This is a genomic window from Actinomycetospora sp. C-140, from assembly GCF_054796175.1.
This window is the reverse complement of record NZ_JBTWNF010000001.1, coordinates 447,125-462,272: the sequence shown is the minus strand read 5'-3', so window position 1 is coordinate 462,272 and position 15,148 is coordinate 447,125. Positions and strand designations below refer to the sequence as shown.

Here is a 15,148-nt window from a genome sequence, read left to right as displayed (position 1 = left end):
CCCGCGTCCATCATGTCGGTTGCACACCACCGACGATGTGAGGACCCTCGATGGCCCAGCTCCAGGACAAGGTCGCCCTGATCACCGGCGGGGAGAGCGGGATCGGTCGCGCCGCGGCCGGGCTCTTCGTGCGCGAGGGCGCGAAGGTGGTGCTCGTCGGCATCGACGAGGCCAAGCTCGAGAGCGCGGCCGAGGAGATCGGCCCTGACCACGCGGTGTCGGCGGTCGCCGACGTCACCGACTCCGCCGCGGTGGCCGCCGCGGTCGGTACCGGCGTCGAGCGCTTCGGTCGCCTCGACGTCGTGTTCTCCAACGCGGGCATCTCCGGCGCGGTCGCGAAGATCGTCGACTACCCCGAGGACGTGTTCGCCCGCACGCTCGCCGTGCACGTCGGGGGTGCGTTCCACGTCCTCAAGCACACGCTGCCGCAGATGAACGACGGCGGCAGCGTGATCATCACGTCCAGCGTGGTCGGGCTGGTCGGCTTCGGCGACCTCTCGGCGTACGTCGCGGCGAAGCACGGTCAGGTCGGGCTGATGAAGTCCGCGGCCGCCGAGGTCGCCCCCCGTCGGATCCGGGTCAACACCCTGCACCCCGGGCCCACGTCGACCCCGTTCCAGGACGACATCGAGATGCGGGCGACCGGCAAGTCGCAGGCCGACGCCGCGGTCGACTTCGACGGGATGATCCCCCTCGGCCGGCACACGACCGTCGACGAGATCGCCCAGGCCGCGCTCTACCTCGCCTCCGACGCGAGCGCGATGGTCTCCAGCACGACCTTCGCGATCGACGGCGGCATGAGCGGCGGCGCCTGATGCGTGCCGCGGTCTACCACCACCCGCGCGACATCCGCCTCGCCGACGTCGACGAGCCCGAGGCCGGGCCCGGCCAGGTCAAGCTGCGCGTCGCCCACAACGGCGTGTGCGGCTCGGACCTGCACGAGTACTTCGCGTCCGAGACCTTCGTCCCCGTCGAACCGCATCCGCAGACCGGCGTGCGGGCCCCGGTGACCCTCGGGCACGAGTTCTCCGGCACCGTCGTCGCCACCGGCGACGGCGTGCGCTCCGTGGCCGCCGGCGACCGGGTCGCCGTGCGCCCCACCTACACGTGCGGCGCCTGCCCGTCCTGCCGCGCGGGCGCGCCCAACACCTGCCGGGTGCTCGCCTTCCACGGGCTGTCCGGGCACGGCGGCGGGCTCTCGGAGTACACCGTGCTGCCCGAGAGCATGGTGTTCGCGCTGCCGGAGAACGTGTCGCTGGAGATGGGCGCGCTGGTCGAGCCGATGGCCGTGAGCTATCACGCCGTGGAGATCTCGGGGATCCGGCCGGGACAGCTCGCGGTCATCGCGGGCCTCGGCCCCATCGGGGTCGGGCTCTACTTCGCCCTGCGCGCGAAGGGCATCACCGACATCGTCGCGAGCGACCCGTCGGCCCAGCGGCGCGCGATCCTCACCGGGCTCGGCGCGCGGCACGTCATCGACCCGACCACGACCGAGGTCGCCACCGCCGCCCGCGACGCCACCGACGGCCTCGGCGCCGAGGTGGTCTTCGACGCCGCCGGCGTGGGCGCCGCGATCCTCACCGGCATCGGGGCGCTCGCGCCGCGGGGTCGGATCGTCGTCGTCGGCATCCACGAGCAGGCGATGGAGCTCAACCCGACCGCCCTGCTCCTGGGTGAGGCCCAGATCGTCGCCTCGCTGGTCTACACCGACGACGACTACCGCCACGTCATCGCGAGCATGTCCCGCGGCGAGATCACGGGTGCGGGCTGGGTCGACCACGCGCCGCTCGACGATCTCCTCACCGTGTACGAGGAACTGCGTCGCGGCGAGCGCATGAAGGTGCTGATCGATCTCTAGCGTGGGGCGGGTGACGGACGAGGAGGTCGGTTCCACCGGGCGGATCGCGGCCATCGGGGTCGCGGGCGGTGTGGTGGGCGGTCTCATCGGCGGCGGCGCCGGGGTCCTCTTCGTCCCGGCACTCGACCGCTTCACGTCGATGACCCGTGCCCGGGTGCACGGTACGTCCACCGTCGCGCAGATCGGGCTCTGCGTCGCCGGCGCCGCCACCTATGCGATCGGGGGCGGCGCGCTCGACCTCGCCGTCGGGACCGGGATGGCGGTCGGCGCGACCGTCGGCGGGGCGCTCGGGCCGTGGCTGCTCGCCCGGACCCGCGAGAACGTGCTGCGCGTCCTGCTGATCGCGATCCTGCTGCTGACGGCGGCCAAGTTCGGGGTCGACGCCTTCGGCCCGCCGCTGTTCACGCACGCCCTCGTCCCGCCCGCGCTGCTCGCCGACCCGTGGTTCGTCGTGCCGACGACCCTGGTCGTCGGTCTCGCGGTGGGCGCCTGGTCGGGCGCGATGGGGCTCGGCGGCGGGCTGCTCGCGGTGCCCGCGATGGTGCTGCTGTTCGGCGTCGAGCTGCACGTGGCGGCCGGGACGTCGCTGCTGATGTTCATCCCGAACTCGGTCGTCGGCTCCTGGGTGCACGTCCGCCAGGGCACCGCCTCGGCGCGCTGGGGCTGGGTGCTCGGGCTGACCTCGGCGCCCGGCGTCATCGTCGGGGCCCTGCTCGGACTGGCGCTGCACACCGAGGTGCTGGGTCTGGTGTTCGGGACGTTCGCGCTGCTCATGGCCGTGCGGGAGATCGCGGCGCTGGCGCGTCGGCGATCGTCGGTCAGTACTCGTCGTGCCGCTGCGCCCGATACGGCGGGATCTGTGGACGGCCCTCGGGGGTGTCCTCCCACGTCTCCTGACGCCCCAGAGCGGTGAGGTCGAGCATCGACAGGGTCGGCAGGAGCGGCTCGACGCCGCGGCCGCCGACGAAGAAGGGTTCGGGTCCGCTCAACCGCCGCCTCACAGCGTGTCCACCAGCCCGCCGTCGATGGTGATCCCGGTACCGGTCACGTTCCCGGCGCGCCCGCCCGCGAGCAGGACGACGAGGTCCGCGACCTCCTCGGGCCGGGTGAAGCGTCCGGTGGCCGTGCCCGCGACGGCGGCGTCGGCGATCTCCTGCGGCGAGCGCCCGGCCGCGGCGCCGACCGTCTGCGCCACACCCGAGTCGCCGAGCCACAGGTCGGTGGCCACGGGCCCGGGACTCACGCAGTTGACGCGGATCCCGCGCGGGCCGACCTCCTTCGACAGCGCCTTGGCGAAGTTCTCGAGTGCCGCCTTGCCCGCGCAGTAGTCCATCACCCCGGGGTCGGGGAGGAACGCGTTGACCGACCCGACGCACACCACCGATCCCCGCCCGGCCGCGAGCATCGCCGGGAGCGCCGCGCGCGTCGACCGGACCGCGGTCATGAGGTTGAGCGTCCAGGAGCGCTCCCACTGCTCATCGGTGATCCCGAGGAAGCCCTCGAGGCGCGGCGTGACGGCGCCGACGTTGTTCACCAGCACGTCGATCCGGTCGCCGGCCGCGGCCACCAGCTCGGCCGGACCCGCGGGATCGGCGAGGTCGACCGGGACCACGTCGACCGCCCCGGCGTCGGCGAGCGCCGCCAGGTCCTCCGAGCTCGAGCGGGCGCCCGCGACCACGTGCGCCCCCTCGTCGACCAGCGCGCGCACCACCGCGAGCCCGATGCCGCGGCTCGCCCCGGTCACCACGGCGACCGCACCACGCAACCCCAGGTCCATGACTCCTCCTCGTCCTCCGGCGACCCGCCCCGTCGCAGCGGTGCTCAGGCCTCGGTGTGACCGATCTGCTCGTCCAGCCAGTCGAGCATGCGCTGCTCGGTGAGCTCGCGGGCGAGCGGCTGGCAGTGGTAGCTCGCGCCCTCGTCCTCGGTGAACCGGGCGTGGGTCGCGCCCGGGACCAGGGCCGCGAGCTCGGCGGGCTGGCCGGCGAAGAACTGGTCGCCGTCGGCGTCGATGACGTAGAGCGGTGTCGTGATCCGCCCGGCGACCGGACGCACGTCGTACTTCGCGACCTCGTCGAGGACCGCGGAGTGGCCGGACACCCCGTAGGGCCGGGCTCGGAACGCCCAGGCGATGCGACGCTCCCTCATGCCGGGCAGGTGCATGGCGATGCCCATCTCCTCGTCGAAGCGCTTCTTCTCGCCCCGCTCGTAGGCGGCGAGGATGCGCTGCGGGAGGTACGCGGTCCAGGTACGTGCCATGTCGACGACGCCCCCGTCCGCGATCGCGGCGGCGAACCGGTGCTCGAACGCGAGGGCGCGGGGCACCCAGTAGCCCGCCTGGCTCACGCCGTAGAGCGCGAGCTTCGCGGCGTCGACGTCCGCGAACCCCAGGACGGCGTCGACCACGGGCGTGAGCACCTGCTCCCAGTCGGGACGGAACGGGATGCCGCGCTCGAAGAGCATCGACTGCTGGCCCGGGCCCTCGAAGATCACGACGTCGTAGCCCCGCTCGAGCGCGCCCTCCGCGCCCTCGCTCCACACCCCGGTGATCGCCTCGTCGCTGCCCAGGTTCATCACCAGCGTCGGGCGCACGGCGCCGGAGGTGTCCGGCCGGAAGATCCAGCCGGGCATCGTGTCGCCCTCGTAGGGGATCGTGAAGCTCTCGACGGGCCAGCGGACGGTCGCGAGGAACCCGTCCCACGCCGCCCGGTGCGCGCGGAACGTCGGCAGCAGCTCGTCGTCGCTCTCGAGACCGGGAACGGCGTTGACCGCCGCCGCGAGGTAGTTGGCCGCCCGGAGGTAGGCGCGCGCCGCGCTCGCGCGGTGGCCGCGCGTCCTGCTGGTCTCGGCGATCGCGGCGACGCGCTCACCCAGCGTCCTCCACGCGGCGAACCACCCGGTGTGGTCCTTCGGACGGATCGGGGCGATGGCGGCGAGCACCTCGCCGATGTCCGCGCCGCCCCGTGTCGCCTTGCCCAGCAGCGTGCGGACGACGAAGTCCCAGCCGGTGTCCTCGTAGAAGCCGGCGGTGTAGACCTCGTGCGAGGGCGTCCCGGCGTGGTCGAGCTGGTCGACCGTGAGGCCGGCGGTCGGGGCAGTCGGCGGAGTCGGGGGAGTGGTCTGCGCGTGCGCCATACCGGTCGATCGTGGTCGCCGACCGCGCGGCGGGCACTGGTCACGACGACCAGTCCCGATACCGGTGTCAGACGTTGACCAGCACGATGCCGACGGCGACGACGGCGGCGGCCACCGCCCGGCGCAGCCCGAAGCTCTCGCCGAGGAAGACCGTCCCGATCAGCGCGCCGATGACGATGCTGGTCTCGCGCAGGGCCGCGACGGCCGCGGTGGCCCCGCTGGTCTGGGCGACGAGCACGAGCCCGTACGCGGCCAGGGACACGACGCCGCCGCCGAGGCCCACGAGCGCGACGGACGGCGTGACGGCCCGCAGCCGGCGTCCGCGGCGCGCCAGGGCGACGATCGGCATCACCGGGCCCTGGAGCAGGAACGTCCACGAGGCGTACACCAGCACCGGGGTCGTGGCGACCGCGGTGGCGTCGACGACGGTGTACGCGGCGATCGCGAGCCCGGTGGCCGTCGCGGCGCCCAGCGCGGGCAGCGTCGCCCGGGACGGGCGCCCGCCGTCGAGCGCCAGGCTCAGGAGTCCCAGAGAGATCACCACGACGCCCGCGAGCTGCTGCGGCGGCAGGCTGTGCCCGAGCGCCACCTCGATGAGCGCGACGACCCACGGCGCGGTGCCGCGCGCCACCGGGTAGACCTGGCTGAACTCGCCGAGCTGATAGCTCGCCCAGAGCAGCAGCGTGTAGACGACGTGCAGCGCGGCCGAGGCCAGGATGAACGGCCACGCGTCGGCCGGCGGCAGCCCGAGCACGATCACGCCGATGCCGGGCACCACCACGTAGGCCGCGCCGATCAGCCCGAAGCCGACGAGACGGTCGGGGACGCCGTGGGCGACCGCGTTCCACACGGCGTGCAGCACCGCGGCGAGCAGCGTGATCGCGACGATGCCGCCGGACAGGCCGTCGGTGGCGGGGGAGGAGGAGAGGACGGGGAGGATCACCGGGGAGGCTCCTGGGCGTCGGTCCCGTCCGGGGACGGGCACGTCGAATCGGAGCCCTCAGGGCTTCTCTCCCGTCAGGTGTCGACCGGCCCGACGCTGTCGTCGGGGCGGCCGTGGCGCCGCTCGGTCCAGACCCCGGCCACCCTGGTTGTGGGTCAGGAGGCGGGCGGCGGGCGGAACCCTAGGCGCAACCACGTGCTGCGCCGGACCGTACCCGCTCAGCCGACCCGCGGCAGGACCACGGCCGCGAGGCGCTCCATCTGCTCGCGGTCGTCGGTGACGGTGTCGCCGAGGGGGTTGAGCACGATCATCTCGGCGCCCGCGGCCGTGACCTCGGTCAGCCCCCGCGCGACGTCGTCGGGGGTCCCGGCGACGGCGACGTCGTCGAGGCCGGGCATGTCGCCGTAGATCCGGTGCAGGCCGGCGGCGACCTGCCGGCGCGCGCGGTCCGCGTCGTCGTCGACGGCGAGGTAGACCCGCTTGCCGATCGTGAACGGGGCCGGGTCGCGGCCCTGGCGGTCGAGCTCGGCGCGCACCGTCGACACCTGCTCGGCGAACCGCGCCGTGGACGACGACCCGGCGCCGAGGAACGCGTCGCCGAGCCGGACCGCGCGGGCGAGGGCGCGCTGGGCGTTCGCGCCGAACCAGATCGGCGGGTGCGGGCGCTGCACCGGCTTCGGGGCGATGGGGAGGTCGTCGACGTCGCGGAACCGGCCGTGGAACGTCACGCGCGGGGCGTCCGACCAGGCGGCCTCCATCAGCGCGAGGCCCTCGGTGAAGCGGGCGACGAAGGTCTCGCGCTCCACCCCGAACGCCTCGAACTGCCGGAACCCGCCGCCGGGCGCGACGCCGACGTCCAGGCGCCCGTGGCTCAGTCGGTCGACCGCGGTGAGGGACGCGGCGAGCTGGAGGGGGTCGTGCAGCGAGCTCACCAGCACCGCGACGCCGAGGCGCAGGCGCGTCGAGTGCCCGGCGGCCCACGCGAGCAGCTCGAGCGGGGCGATGAGCGGCGTCGGGCCGACCGCCTGCTCGAGCGTCCAGCCGCCCTCGAACCCGAGCTCCTCGGCGCGGGCCAGGAAGAAGGCGAGCCCGTCGCCGTCGAAGCCGTCGACGTCGAGCTGGGGCAGGGAGATCGACCAGCGCACGCCGACGACCCTAGCCCCGCTCGGCGCCGTCGCCGGCCTGCTCGGTCGCGCCGTACAGGGCGCCGTGGCCCTCGTCGGGGTCGAGGGCGACCGTGGCCACCGGGGTGCGCCGGAGCACGTCGAGGACACCGGGCAGGTCGTCGATCCCGAAGTAGAGGACGACGTTGCCGCTCGAGCCCAGGCCGCCCGGCAGCGTCACCGGGACCCCGCGGGGGAAGAACTGCAGCTGCGCGACCTCCCCGTCGCCGGAGAAGCACTGGACCACCGCCGTGATGGCGCCCGGTGCGCGGGAGTTGCCGGTCAGGTAACTCACGCCGAAGCGGTCGAAGCTCGCCGTCGTCGCTGCCACGCTCTCCAGCATGGACGATCAGCCGCGCCGCACGATGATCGCGGTGCTGGTCCCCGACGCCGAGCCGCTGGTGGGCCCGTTCCGCGAGCGGCTCGACCCCACCGCGCGCCGCGGGCTCGGGGCGCACCTCACGCTGGTCTACCCCTTCCTCGAGCCCGCGGACGTCACCGACTCCGACGTCGGGGCGCTCCGCGCGGCGGTGGCGCCGGTCGCGCCGTTCGCCTGCTCGTTCGGCGCGCTGCGGTGGTTCTCCGACCGCGTGCTGTGGCTCGCGCCCGACCCGGTCGCCCCGTTCCGCGAGATCGCCGAGCGCATCCGGCGCGCCGTGCCGGCGGTGCCGCCCGCGGACCGCGAGCTCGTCCCGCACCTCACCGTCGGCCTGCGCCGGGCCGCCCCGGCCGCCGCGCTGGCCGACGCCGCCGCGGCGCTCGCCCCGCGGCTCCCCCTCACGACCACCGTCGACCGGGTGCAGCTCATGGTGCGCACGCAGACCTGGGACGTCGGGGCCGAGGCGGTGCTCAGTCCTTCTGGACGGTCCGGGCGAGGATCCCCAGCGTCGACCGGAGGGCCTGCGCCGAGATGATCGGGAAGACGTCCTTCTCCGCCCATTCGGGATGGATGCGCGACCAGTCGTAGTAGGACGTGACGCGCGTGCCGTCCTCGACGGGCTCGAGGTGGTAGCCGTAGACGTGGCCGATGAACGGCCGCGCCACGCCCTCGATGGTCCAGGCGATGTCGTGGTCGGGCTCGTACAGGGTGATGACGACGTCGACGTCGTAGCGGCCGAGCGGCCGGTCGCCGAGCGACTCGCGGTCCATGTGCACGGTGAAGCGGTCGCCCACCGCCTCGACGGGCTCGCCGGTGGCGTCCATGAGCATGCCCGAGCTGTCGATCGAGACGTGCCCGTGCGGGTCGCGCAGGACGTCGAAGATCGTGGCGGGCTCGGCGGCGATGACCCGCGAGACCTCGATGCGCTGCTCGCTCACGGTGCGGAGCATGTCACCCCGAGTGGCACATCGACCGTCGGCACCCGGACGCACCACCGGAAACGTCCCTGTAACCCACCGCGTCGCGCCGCGGGTGACGCTGGTCGGGCGACACGAGGGGGAGGCCGGGTGAACGGGAGCCGTGACTGAGGATCCCGGGGCCCCCGAGCACGCCCTCGCCGAGCAGGTGCGCCGGCGTCGCCTGGCCCTCGGTCTGTCCAACGGCGAGCTCGCCGCCCGCGCCGGGATCTCCAAGGCGATGCTCTCGAAGATCGAGCACCGGCGGACGTCCTGCAGCCTGACGACGCTGGCCCGTCTCGCGGCGGCGCTCGAGGTGCCGGTCGGGGCGCTGCTCGGTGAGGTCGCACCGTCCCACCGGGTGGTGTTCACGCCCGCCGGCGCACCGGTCGCCGCGGCGGGGGACCGCCGGCTCGGACCACCGCACGGCCCGCTCGAGGCCCACCTCGTCACGCTGGACGGCGACGCGCGCGTCGACCCCGGGGACCGCGGCCGTCACCCGGGACGTGAGCTGCTCTACGTCCTCGAGGGCGCGATGGTCTACGGCTACGAGGACGCGCGGTACACCCTGCGGCCGGGGGACACGCTGCAGCTCGACGCCGAGGGCGAGCACGGCCCGTACGAGCTGCTCGAGGCCCCGGTGCGGTTCCTGTCGGTGGTGAGCCGGGACTGATCGACCCACGGAACACCGTGGCGGCGGCGTGCGTTTCCCCCACGCAAGCCGAGACCGAGGAGGTCGATCAGTGGCCACGCAGACCGCCATCCTGGCCGGTGGGTGCTTCTGGGGAGCGCAGGAGCTGCTGCGGCAGCGTCCGGGGATCCTCTCCACCCGGGTCGGATACTCCGGAGACCCGAACACCCCGAACGCCACCTACCGTCGCCACGGCGACCACGCCGAGGCCGTCGAGGTCGTGTTCGACGACGAGGTGATCTCCTACCGGACGATCCTGGAGTTCTTCTTCCAGATCCACGACCCGTCGACCAAGAACCGTCAGGGCAACGACATCGGCCGCAGCTACCGCTCGGCCATCTACTACACGACGCCCGAGCAGGAGCGCATCGCGCGCGACACCATCGCCGACGTCGACGCCTCCGGCCTGTGGCCGGGCAAGGTCGTCACCGAGGTGGAGCCGGCGAGCGACTTCTGGGAGGCCGAGCCGGAGCACCAGGACTACCTGCAGAAGCAGCCCTGGGGCTACACCTGCCACTTCGTGCGCCCCGGCTGGGTGCTGCCGCGCCGGGAGGCGACCACCGGATGACGAGCACCCTGGACCTCGCGCAGGACTGGGCCACGTGGCACGCCGAGCGCGAGGAGGTGCTCCGCGCGCCCCACGGCTGGCTCAGCCTCACCGGCCTGTACTGGCTCGACGGCGAGGCCCGCCCGTACCCGGGCCTGCCGGGCACCTGGCGCGCGGTCGACGGCGGGGTGGAGATCACCGCCGCGGCGGCCGACGACGTCGTCGTCGACGGCGAGCCCGTGGACGGCACCGCGCGGGTCGAGCCGGTCGACGGCAAGCCGGGCGTGCTCGTCACGGTCGACCGGCGCCGGGTCGAGGTGATCCGCCGCGAGGAGCACCTCGCGCTGCGGGTGCGCGACCCCGAGGCGCGGACGCGCCGGGAGTTCGCCGGCGTGCCCGCGTTCCCGGTCGACGCCGCGTGGGTCGTCACCGGCCGGTTCACGCCGTGGGACGCGCCGCGGCGGATCGACGTCGACACGGTGGTGGACGGTCTCGGGTTCCACCCGACCGCCGTCGGCACCGTGACGTTCACCGTCGGCGGGGCCGACCAGGAGCTGGTGGCGCTCTCCGGTGAGGGCGAGGAGCTCAAGCTGCACTTCCGTGACGAGACGTCGGGCGAGCTGACCTACGGCGGCGGGCGCATCCTGCGCACCGACGCGCCCGCGGCCGACGGCAGCGTGCGGATCGACTTCAACCGCACGGTCAACCTGCCGTGCGCCTTCACCGCGTCGGCGACGTGCCCGCTGCCCCCGGCGGGCAACACCGTCACGGTGCCCGTCGCGGCGGGGGAGAAGACGCCGGTCTGATCCCGTCGTCGTAGTCGATGGTTCTTGAATAGGACCATCGCTGCTACGGTGCCCGCCATGGACGCACGCACAGGACCTCAGGCGGGGCGGGTCGCGCTCGTCACGGGCGCGGCCCGCGGGCAGGGCCGCAGCCACGCCTGGCGGCTCGCCGAGCAGGGCGCGGACGTGGTCGCGGTCGACATCTGCGCGCCGATCGAGGGCGTCGCCTACCCGATGGCGGGACACGACGACCTCGAGGAGACCGCGGCCGGGATCCGCGCCCGCGGCGGTCGGGTCAGCGCGCACGTCGCCGACGTCCGGGACGCCGACGCGCTCGGCAAGGCCGTCGCCGCGGGGGTCGCCGAGCTCGGCGGCGTCGACGTCGTGCTGGCCAACGCCGGCATCGGCATGGCCTCGCCGGACGTCACGGAGGCGCGGGCGTTCCGCGACCAGCTCGAGGTCAACACCGTCGGCGTCTGGAACACCGTCCAGGCCGCGGTGCCCACGATGATCGAGCAGGGGCGTGGCGGCGCGATCGTGCTGACCAGCTCCTCGATGGGCCTGACCGGGCGCGGCGGCGACGGCAGCGGTCAGATGGACGGCTACATCGCGAGCAAGCACGCGGTCGTCGGGCTCATGCGGTCGTGGGCGCACTGGCTCGCGCCGCACTCCGTCCGCGTCAACTCCGTGCACCCCGCGGGCGTCGCCACGACGATGGTGCTGAACGACGCCGTGGCGGCCCGCTTCTCCGTGCCGGCGGACGAGATGCCCGACGTCGGCAACCTCCTGCCCGTCAGCCTGCTGGCGCCGGAGGACATCACCGACGCGGTCGCCTGGCTCGTCTCGGACGAGGCCCGCTACGTGACGGGTGTGGCGCTGCCGGTCGACGCGGGGTTCACTGCTCGCTGATGTGCTGTCAGGACGACGAGGTCCTCGATCTCCCGCCCGCCGCGATCGAGGCGCTCGCCCACTACCGGCGGCTGCGCGACGAGCGTCGCTGGGACTGGGGCTCCGAAGACCTGCCCGAGTTCTTCCGGCTCGCGCGCTTCTCGCGGCTCGGCGACCTCACCGCCGCGCTGGCGGCGACCGGCGGCGACTGGTCGCTGGCGATCCGCCGGGTCGCGGGCGAGCACCCCGGGCCCGGGCTGGTGGTGCTCTCCGTGGATGCGGACGGGGTGCTGACCTCGCGCGTCGGGACGCCGCGGCTCGCGGTCGCGGGCCGGCCGTCGACCGTCGACGTGGTCGTCGAGGCCGCCACCACCGCGGAGCTCGACGTCACGGGCACGCCGGTCACCGTGCGCACCGGGGGCGCGCACGTGCTGACCGTCGACCTCGTCGGCGACGCCCTCCGGGTCGGGCACCGCGGCGCGGTGCACCTGGTGGACGGGGCGGTCGACGTCCGGGCCGCCGCGACGCTGCGGGTGCGCGGGACGGGGTGGTCGCGCTGGTCGGTGGTCGACGCGGCGGGCGGCGGGTGGTGGCCCGAGGGCGTGCCGCCCAAGCACGACGGCGCGCACCGGCCGTACTTCCACGCGCGCGACACCACGCTCACGGTCCCGGCCGGGGAGCTGACGGTGACGTGCACGCGCGGGCCGGAGTACACGCCGGTGTCGCGGACGGTCGCCGTGGACGGCGAGGCGACGGTCGATCTCGACCCCGAGCGCGTCGTCGACCCGGGCGCCGAGGGCTGGCGCTCGGCGGACCTGCACGTGCACCTCAACTACTCCGGCGACCTCGTCGTCACCCCCGAGCAGGCGCGGGCGATGCAGTGCGGCGAGGGCCTGGACCTCGTGAACCTCACCGCCGGCAACCTCGGCGGCGAGCGGGTCTACGACCGCGAGCTGTTCGAGGTGACGGTGGGGTCGGACCTGTGGCGTGGTGACGCCTCCGCCCGGGCGTCGGTCGAGTTCCGCAACGACCTGCTCGGCCACGTGCACGCGCTGGCCCCGGGCGCGCCGCCGGCGCGGTACCAGACCGGGCACGCCGGCACCGGGCACCCGTACGACTGGCCGCCGAACAGCGCGGCGTGCGCCGACCTGCGGGCGTCGGGCGCCTCGACCGCCTACGCGCACCCGGTGTTCGCACCCTTCGGGGTCGCGGAGGACGACCCGTACGGCCCGTTCCTCTCGCCGCACCGCACCGTCGAGGCCCGCGCGCTCGTGGTGGACGCCGCGCTCGGCCTGGTCGACGGTCTCGAGGTCGTGTCGTGCTTCGACGACCGTGCCGGCGCCGAGCTCTACCACCGCCTGCTCGGGTGCGGCCTGCGTCTCGCAGCCGTGGCGGGCAGCGACGTCTTCCTGTCCTTCGCCCACGGCCCGGGCGTCGCGTCCAACCCGCCGGGCTGGCTGCGGACCTACGCGCAGCTCGGCGGGGCGCCGGTCTCCGCCGAGGCGGTGCGGGATGCGGTGCGGGCGGGGCGGACGGTCGCGACGAACGGGCCGTTCGTCTCCCTGGCCGTCGACGGGGCCGGACCGGGTGACGTGGTGACGGCCGAGGTCGGCGACGTGCTCGCGGTGCGCGCCCGGGTGCGAGGGAGCGGGGCGGACGAGGTCGTCCTCGTCGGCCCCGACGGCGAGATCGCCGCGGCTCCGGTCGGACCGGACGGCACCGTGGTGGCCTCGGTGACGGTCGGCGGCCCGCTGTGGATCGCCGCGCTCGCCCGCGGCGGCCCGCACCCCCTCGACCCCGAGCGGCCGGTGTTCGCCCACACCTCGCCGGTGCACGTCGAGGTGGCGGGGGAGCGGGTCGGCCGCCCCGCCGACGCCCGCTGGTGCCTGGGTCTGCTCGACCGCGTCGAGGCGCTCGTCCTGGCCGAGGGCCGCTTCGACCCCGACCACCGCGACGCCCAGCTCGCCGACCACCACGCGGTGTTCGAGCAGGCCCGCGCGGTGTACCGGTCCCTATGTGAGTGAGCTTCGGTGCTATAGCCCCGAAGTTCGCTCACATGGGGCGGCAGTCGCGGCAGGGGCGGTACCCGGCGTCGCGGGCGCGGGCGAGGCTTGCGAACCGCTGCCGGTGCGCCGTGGTGATCCGGCGCGCGTGGTGGCACGTCGGGAAGCAGACGACGCCCGTGGTGTCGCTGCCGAGGTAGCGCACGCCCCCGGCGGCGAGGTCGGCCAGCCCGCCGAGGTCGACGCCCTCGCCCTCCAGCAGCGACACCTTGTCCGCGACGCCCGAGAGGTACTGCCCGACCTGGCCGTCGCCGCGGGTGACGCGGTGGCACGGGACGAGCAGCGGTACCGGGTTGCGCGCGAGCACCGTGCCGACGGCGCGGACGGCCTTCGGGTGCCCGATCTCGCGCGCCACCCAGCCGTAGGGCCGCGTCTGGCCGGACGGGATGCGCGCGGTGGCGGCGAGGACCTCGCGGGCGAAGGGGGTCAGCTCGCCGAGGTCGATGGCGGGGCCGGGGCCCCGTCCCCGCAGGGCGGGCAGCAGCCCGCGCGGTGGACGCGGGGCCGGGCGGACCGGGCGCCCGTGCCGCTCGCGGTAGCCCTCGAGGAACGCGTCGAGGTCGCCGGCGTACGCGGCGGGGCGCAGCAGGCGCACGCCGCGGTCGCCGACCACGGCGTACACCTCGCCCAGCGGGCTCGGCGCGCGCACCCAGCCGTCCACGACGCGGTCGGCCAGGGTCGTCGGCGCGGGCTCGGCGAGGTCGCGCAGTGAGGTGAGCAGGGAGTCGGTCATGACGTCTCCTCCGGTGTGAGGCGGGTGCGCAACGCCGCGAGCCCCCGCGCCGCGTACGAGCGGGCGGTCCCCTCGGTGCACTCGAGGACGGCGGCCACCTCGGCGACGGGCAGGTCGACCACGTGGCGCAGCACCACGGCGGTGCGCTGGGCCACGGGCAGGTCGGCGAGCAGCGTGGCGAGGCGGTCGCCGAGATCCGAGGCCTCGGCGCGCTCGGCGGGCCCGGGTGTCGGGCTGGGGCGGTCGGGCACCGGCGTGACCCCGTCGGTGCGGGGTCGCCGGGCGGCGGACCGACGGTCGTTGCGGGCGGTGTTGAGCAGGATCGTCAACAGCCAGGGCCGGAGGTCCAGGGCCTCGATCCGTGCGGGGGTGTAGCCGCGCAGGGCGCGGTAGGCGCGCAGGAACGCCTCGGCGGCGAGGTCCTCGGCGTCCGCCGCGCGGTCCGAGGTCCGGCGCGCGACCGCGTGCACCACGTCGCCGTGGGTGCGCACCACCGCCTCGAACCCCGCGTCGAGGTCCTCGACCAGCGCGGTGCGCAGCTGCTCGTCGTCGGCCACGTCGGGGAGAACACCACAGGCGCGCGATCCGTGGCGCGCGCCTCCGATTCCGACAAGACCCCTCGCCACCGTCGGCGGCAGGCTCGCGACCATGACCGTCACCCGCATCGTCGCCAACCTCGCCGTCGCCGATCCCGCCGCCGACGCCCCGTTCTGGACCGGCCTGCTCGGCCTGGACACCCCGATGGACCTCGGCTGGATCGTCAACCACCGCCGCGGGACGTCCCAGGTGCAGCTCATCAGCCGCGACGCGACGGCCCCGGAGGACAGCCGCGTCTCGGTGGAGGTGGACGGCCTGGACGCGCTGGACGCCGTGTACGCGCAGGCCGTGGCCGACGGCTACGAGATCGTCCACCCGCTGACCGACGAGGAGTGGGGCGTGCGCCGGTTCTTCGTGCGGACCCCGCAGGGCGTGGTCGTGAACGTGCTCGCCCACCCGTGAGCTGGTAG

Annotated in this window: 18 protein-coding genes; 10 read left to right on the top strand and 8 right to left on the bottom strand. The window is 74.7% G+C overall.

Annotated elements, in window-relative coordinates; all coding sequences use genetic code 11:
• Positions 1-50 precede the first annotated feature (50 nt).
• Genes ACR9E3_RS02245 through ACR9E3_RS02235 form a run of 3 tightly spaced genes read left to right on the top strand, consistent with a single transcriptional unit; the run spans position 51 to position 2,771 of the window.
• Positions 51-815 (top strand): SDR family NAD(P)-dependent oxidoreductase, encoded by a 765-nt coding sequence (locus tag ACR9E3_RS02245; protein ID WP_460378086.1) that lies wholly within the window; start codon positions 51-53, stop codon positions 813-815.
• Entirely contained in the window at positions 815-1,858 is a 1,044-nt protein-coding gene (locus ACR9E3_RS02240; RefSeq protein ID WP_460378084.1) for a 2,3-butanediol dehydrogenase, read from the top strand. The genes ACR9E3_RS02245 and ACR9E3_RS02240 overlap by 1 nt, the downstream gene beginning before the upstream one ends.
• A gap of 10 nt (positions 1,859-1,868) precedes the next feature.
• Positions 1,869-2,771 carry a sulfite exporter TauE/SafE family protein gene (locus tag ACR9E3_RS02235; RefSeq protein WP_460378083.1) on the top strand — a complete coding sequence of 301 codons (903 nt, stop codon included), beginning with the start codon at positions 1,869-1,871 and terminating at the stop codon, positions 2,769-2,771.
• Positions 2,772-2,855: 84 nt separating this feature from the next.
• Here the strand turns inward: ACR9E3_RS02235 and ACR9E3_RS02230 are convergent, their stop codons facing one another.
• The 5 genes from ACR9E3_RS02230 to ACR9E3_RS02210 all read right to left on the bottom strand — a co-directional run bounded on the left by ACR9E3_RS02230 (position 2,856) and on the right by ACR9E3_RS02210 (position 7,430).
• Entirely contained in the window at positions 2,856-3,635 is a 780-nt protein-coding gene (locus ACR9E3_RS02230) for an SDR family NAD(P)-dependent oxidoreductase (protein WP_460378081.1), read from the bottom strand.
• A gap of 44 nt (positions 3,636-3,679) precedes the next feature.
• Positions 3,680-4,993 (bottom strand): alpha/beta hydrolase family protein, encoded by a 1,314-nt coding sequence (locus ACR9E3_RS02225; protein WP_460378079.1) that lies wholly within the window; start codon positions 4,991-4,993, stop codon positions 3,680-3,682.
• A 67-nt stretch (positions 4,994-5,060) separates the two neighbouring features.
• Positions 5,061-5,936, bottom strand: coding sequence for an EamA family transporter (locus tag ACR9E3_RS02220; RefSeq protein ID WP_460378078.1), 876 nt, complete (start codon positions 5,934-5,936; stop codon positions 5,061-5,063).
• A 218-nt stretch (positions 5,937-6,154) separates the two neighbouring features.
• Positions 6,155-7,081: an LLM class flavin-dependent oxidoreductase gene (locus ACR9E3_RS02215; protein WP_460378077.1), complete on the bottom strand. Its 927-nt coding sequence runs from the start codon at positions 7,079-7,081 to the stop codon at positions 6,155-6,157.
• 10 nt (positions 7,082-7,091) lie between these two features.
• Positions 7,092-7,430 (bottom strand): hypothetical protein, encoded by a 339-nt coding sequence (locus ACR9E3_RS02210; protein WP_460378075.1) that lies wholly within the window; start codon positions 7,428-7,430, stop codon positions 7,092-7,094.
• Between the two features lie 10 nt (positions 7,431-7,440).
• Here ACR9E3_RS02210 and ACR9E3_RS02205 point away from each other — a divergent pair, with 10 nt between their 5' ends.
• A complete protein-coding gene (locus ACR9E3_RS02205) occupies positions 7,441-8,013 on the top strand; it encodes a 2'-5' RNA ligase family protein (protein ID WP_460378073.1) in 573 nt (190 codons plus the stop codon).
• On the opposite strand, the gene ACR9E3_RS02200 is transcribed toward ACR9E3_RS02205, so the two are convergent.
• Positions 7,949-8,416, bottom strand: coding sequence for an SRPBCC family protein (locus ACR9E3_RS02200; RefSeq protein ID WP_460378072.1), 468 nt, complete (start codon positions 8,414-8,416; stop codon positions 7,949-7,951). The genes ACR9E3_RS02205 and ACR9E3_RS02200 overlap by 65 nt on opposite strands.
• A 142-nt stretch (positions 8,417-8,558) precedes the next feature.
• Here ACR9E3_RS02200 and ACR9E3_RS02195 point away from each other — a divergent pair, with 142 nt between their 5' ends.
• The 5 genes from ACR9E3_RS02195 (at position 8,559) to ACR9E3_RS02175 (ending at position 13,369) form a co-directional block, all read left to right on the top strand.
• Positions 8,559-9,107 carry a helix-turn-helix domain-containing protein gene (locus ACR9E3_RS02195; protein WP_460378070.1) on the top strand — a complete coding sequence of 183 codons (549 nt, stop codon included), beginning with the start codon at positions 8,559-8,561 and terminating at the stop codon, positions 9,105-9,107.
• A gap of 70 nt (positions 9,108-9,177) precedes the next feature.
• A complete protein-coding gene (gene msrA, locus ACR9E3_RS02190) occupies positions 9,178-9,693 on the top strand; it encodes a peptide-methionine (S)-S-oxide reductase MsrA (protein ID WP_285659028.1) in 516 nt (171 codons plus the stop codon).
• Positions 9,690-10,478: a DUF1684 domain-containing protein gene (locus ACR9E3_RS02185; RefSeq protein WP_460378068.1), complete on the top strand. Its 789-nt coding sequence runs from the start codon at positions 9,690-9,692 to the stop codon at positions 10,476-10,478. The genes msrA and ACR9E3_RS02185 overlap by 4 nt, the downstream gene beginning before the upstream one ends.
• 57 nt (positions 10,479-10,535) lie before the next feature.
• The gene (locus ACR9E3_RS02180) at positions 10,536-11,366 is read left to right on the top strand and encodes a mycofactocin-coupled SDR family oxidoreductase (RefSeq protein WP_460378066.1); all 831 of its coding nucleotides are present in this window, start codon (positions 10,536-10,538) and stop codon (positions 11,364-11,366) included.
• Positions 11,366-13,369, top strand: coding sequence for a CehA/McbA family metallohydrolase (locus ACR9E3_RS02175; RefSeq protein WP_460378064.1), 2,004 nt, complete (start codon positions 11,366-11,368; stop codon positions 13,367-13,369). Before ACR9E3_RS02180 ends, ACR9E3_RS02175 begins: the two co-directional genes overlap by 1 nt.
• A gap of 28 nt (positions 13,370-13,397) precedes the next feature.
• Here ACR9E3_RS02175 and ACR9E3_RS02170 read toward each other — a convergent pair whose 3' ends face one another.
• A complete protein-coding gene (locus ACR9E3_RS02170; protein WP_460378063.1) occupies positions 13,398-14,141 on the bottom strand; it encodes a methylated-DNA--[protein]-cysteine S-methyltransferase in 744 nt (247 codons plus the stop codon).
• Complete coding sequence (locus ACR9E3_RS02165; protein WP_460378061.1) at positions 14,138-14,698, bottom strand: RNA polymerase sigma factor; 561 nt, start codon at positions 14,696-14,698, stop codon at positions 14,138-14,140. The genes ACR9E3_RS02170 and ACR9E3_RS02165 overlap by 4 nt, the downstream gene beginning before the upstream one ends.
• A gap of 91 nt (positions 14,699-14,789) precedes the next feature.
• Between ACR9E3_RS02165 and ACR9E3_RS02160 the strand changes: the two genes are divergently transcribed.
• Positions 14,790-15,140 (top strand): VOC family protein, encoded by a 351-nt coding sequence (locus ACR9E3_RS02160; protein ID WP_460378060.1) that lies wholly within the window; start codon positions 14,790-14,792, stop codon positions 15,138-15,140.
• The last annotated feature ends 8 nt before the right edge of the window (positions 15,141-15,148 follow it).

Coding starts and splice junctions, on each gene's coding strand:
- ACR9E3_RS02245 (WP_460378086.1), top strand. CDS start 51: ATGGCCCAGCTCCAGGACAAGGTCGCCCTGATCACCGGCGGGGAGAGC.
- ACR9E3_RS02240 (WP_460378084.1), top strand. CDS start 815: ATGCGTGCCGCGGTCTACCACCACCCGCGCGACATCCGCCTCGCCGAC.
- ACR9E3_RS02230 (WP_460378081.1), bottom strand. CDS start 3,635: ATGGACCTGGGGTTGCGTGGTGCGGTCGCCGTGGTGACCGGGGCGAGC.
- ACR9E3_RS02225 (WP_460378079.1), bottom strand. CDS start 4,993: ATGGCGCACGCGCAGACCACTCCCCCGACTCCGCCGACTGCCCCGACC.
- ACR9E3_RS02205 (WP_460378073.1), top strand. CDS start 7,441: ATGGACGATCAGCCGCGCCGCACGATGATCGCGGTGCTGGTCCCCGAC.
- ACR9E3_RS02185 (WP_460378068.1), top strand. CDS start 9,690: ATGACGAGCACCCTGGACCTCGCGCAGGACTGGGCCACGTGGCACGCC.
- ACR9E3_RS02180 (WP_460378066.1), top strand. CDS start 10,536: ATGGACGCACGCACAGGACCTCAGGCGGGGCGGGTCGCGCTCGTCACG.
- ACR9E3_RS02175 (WP_460378064.1), top strand. CDS start 11,366: ATGTGCTGTCAGGACGACGAGGTCCTCGATCTCCCGCCCGCCGCGATC.
- ACR9E3_RS02170 (WP_460378063.1), bottom strand. CDS start 14,141: ATGACCGACTCCCTGCTCACCTCACTGCGCGACCTCGCCGAGCCCGCG.
- ACR9E3_RS02160 (WP_460378060.1), top strand. CDS start 14,790: ATGACCGTCACCCGCATCGTCGCCAACCTCGCCGTCGCCGATCCCGCC.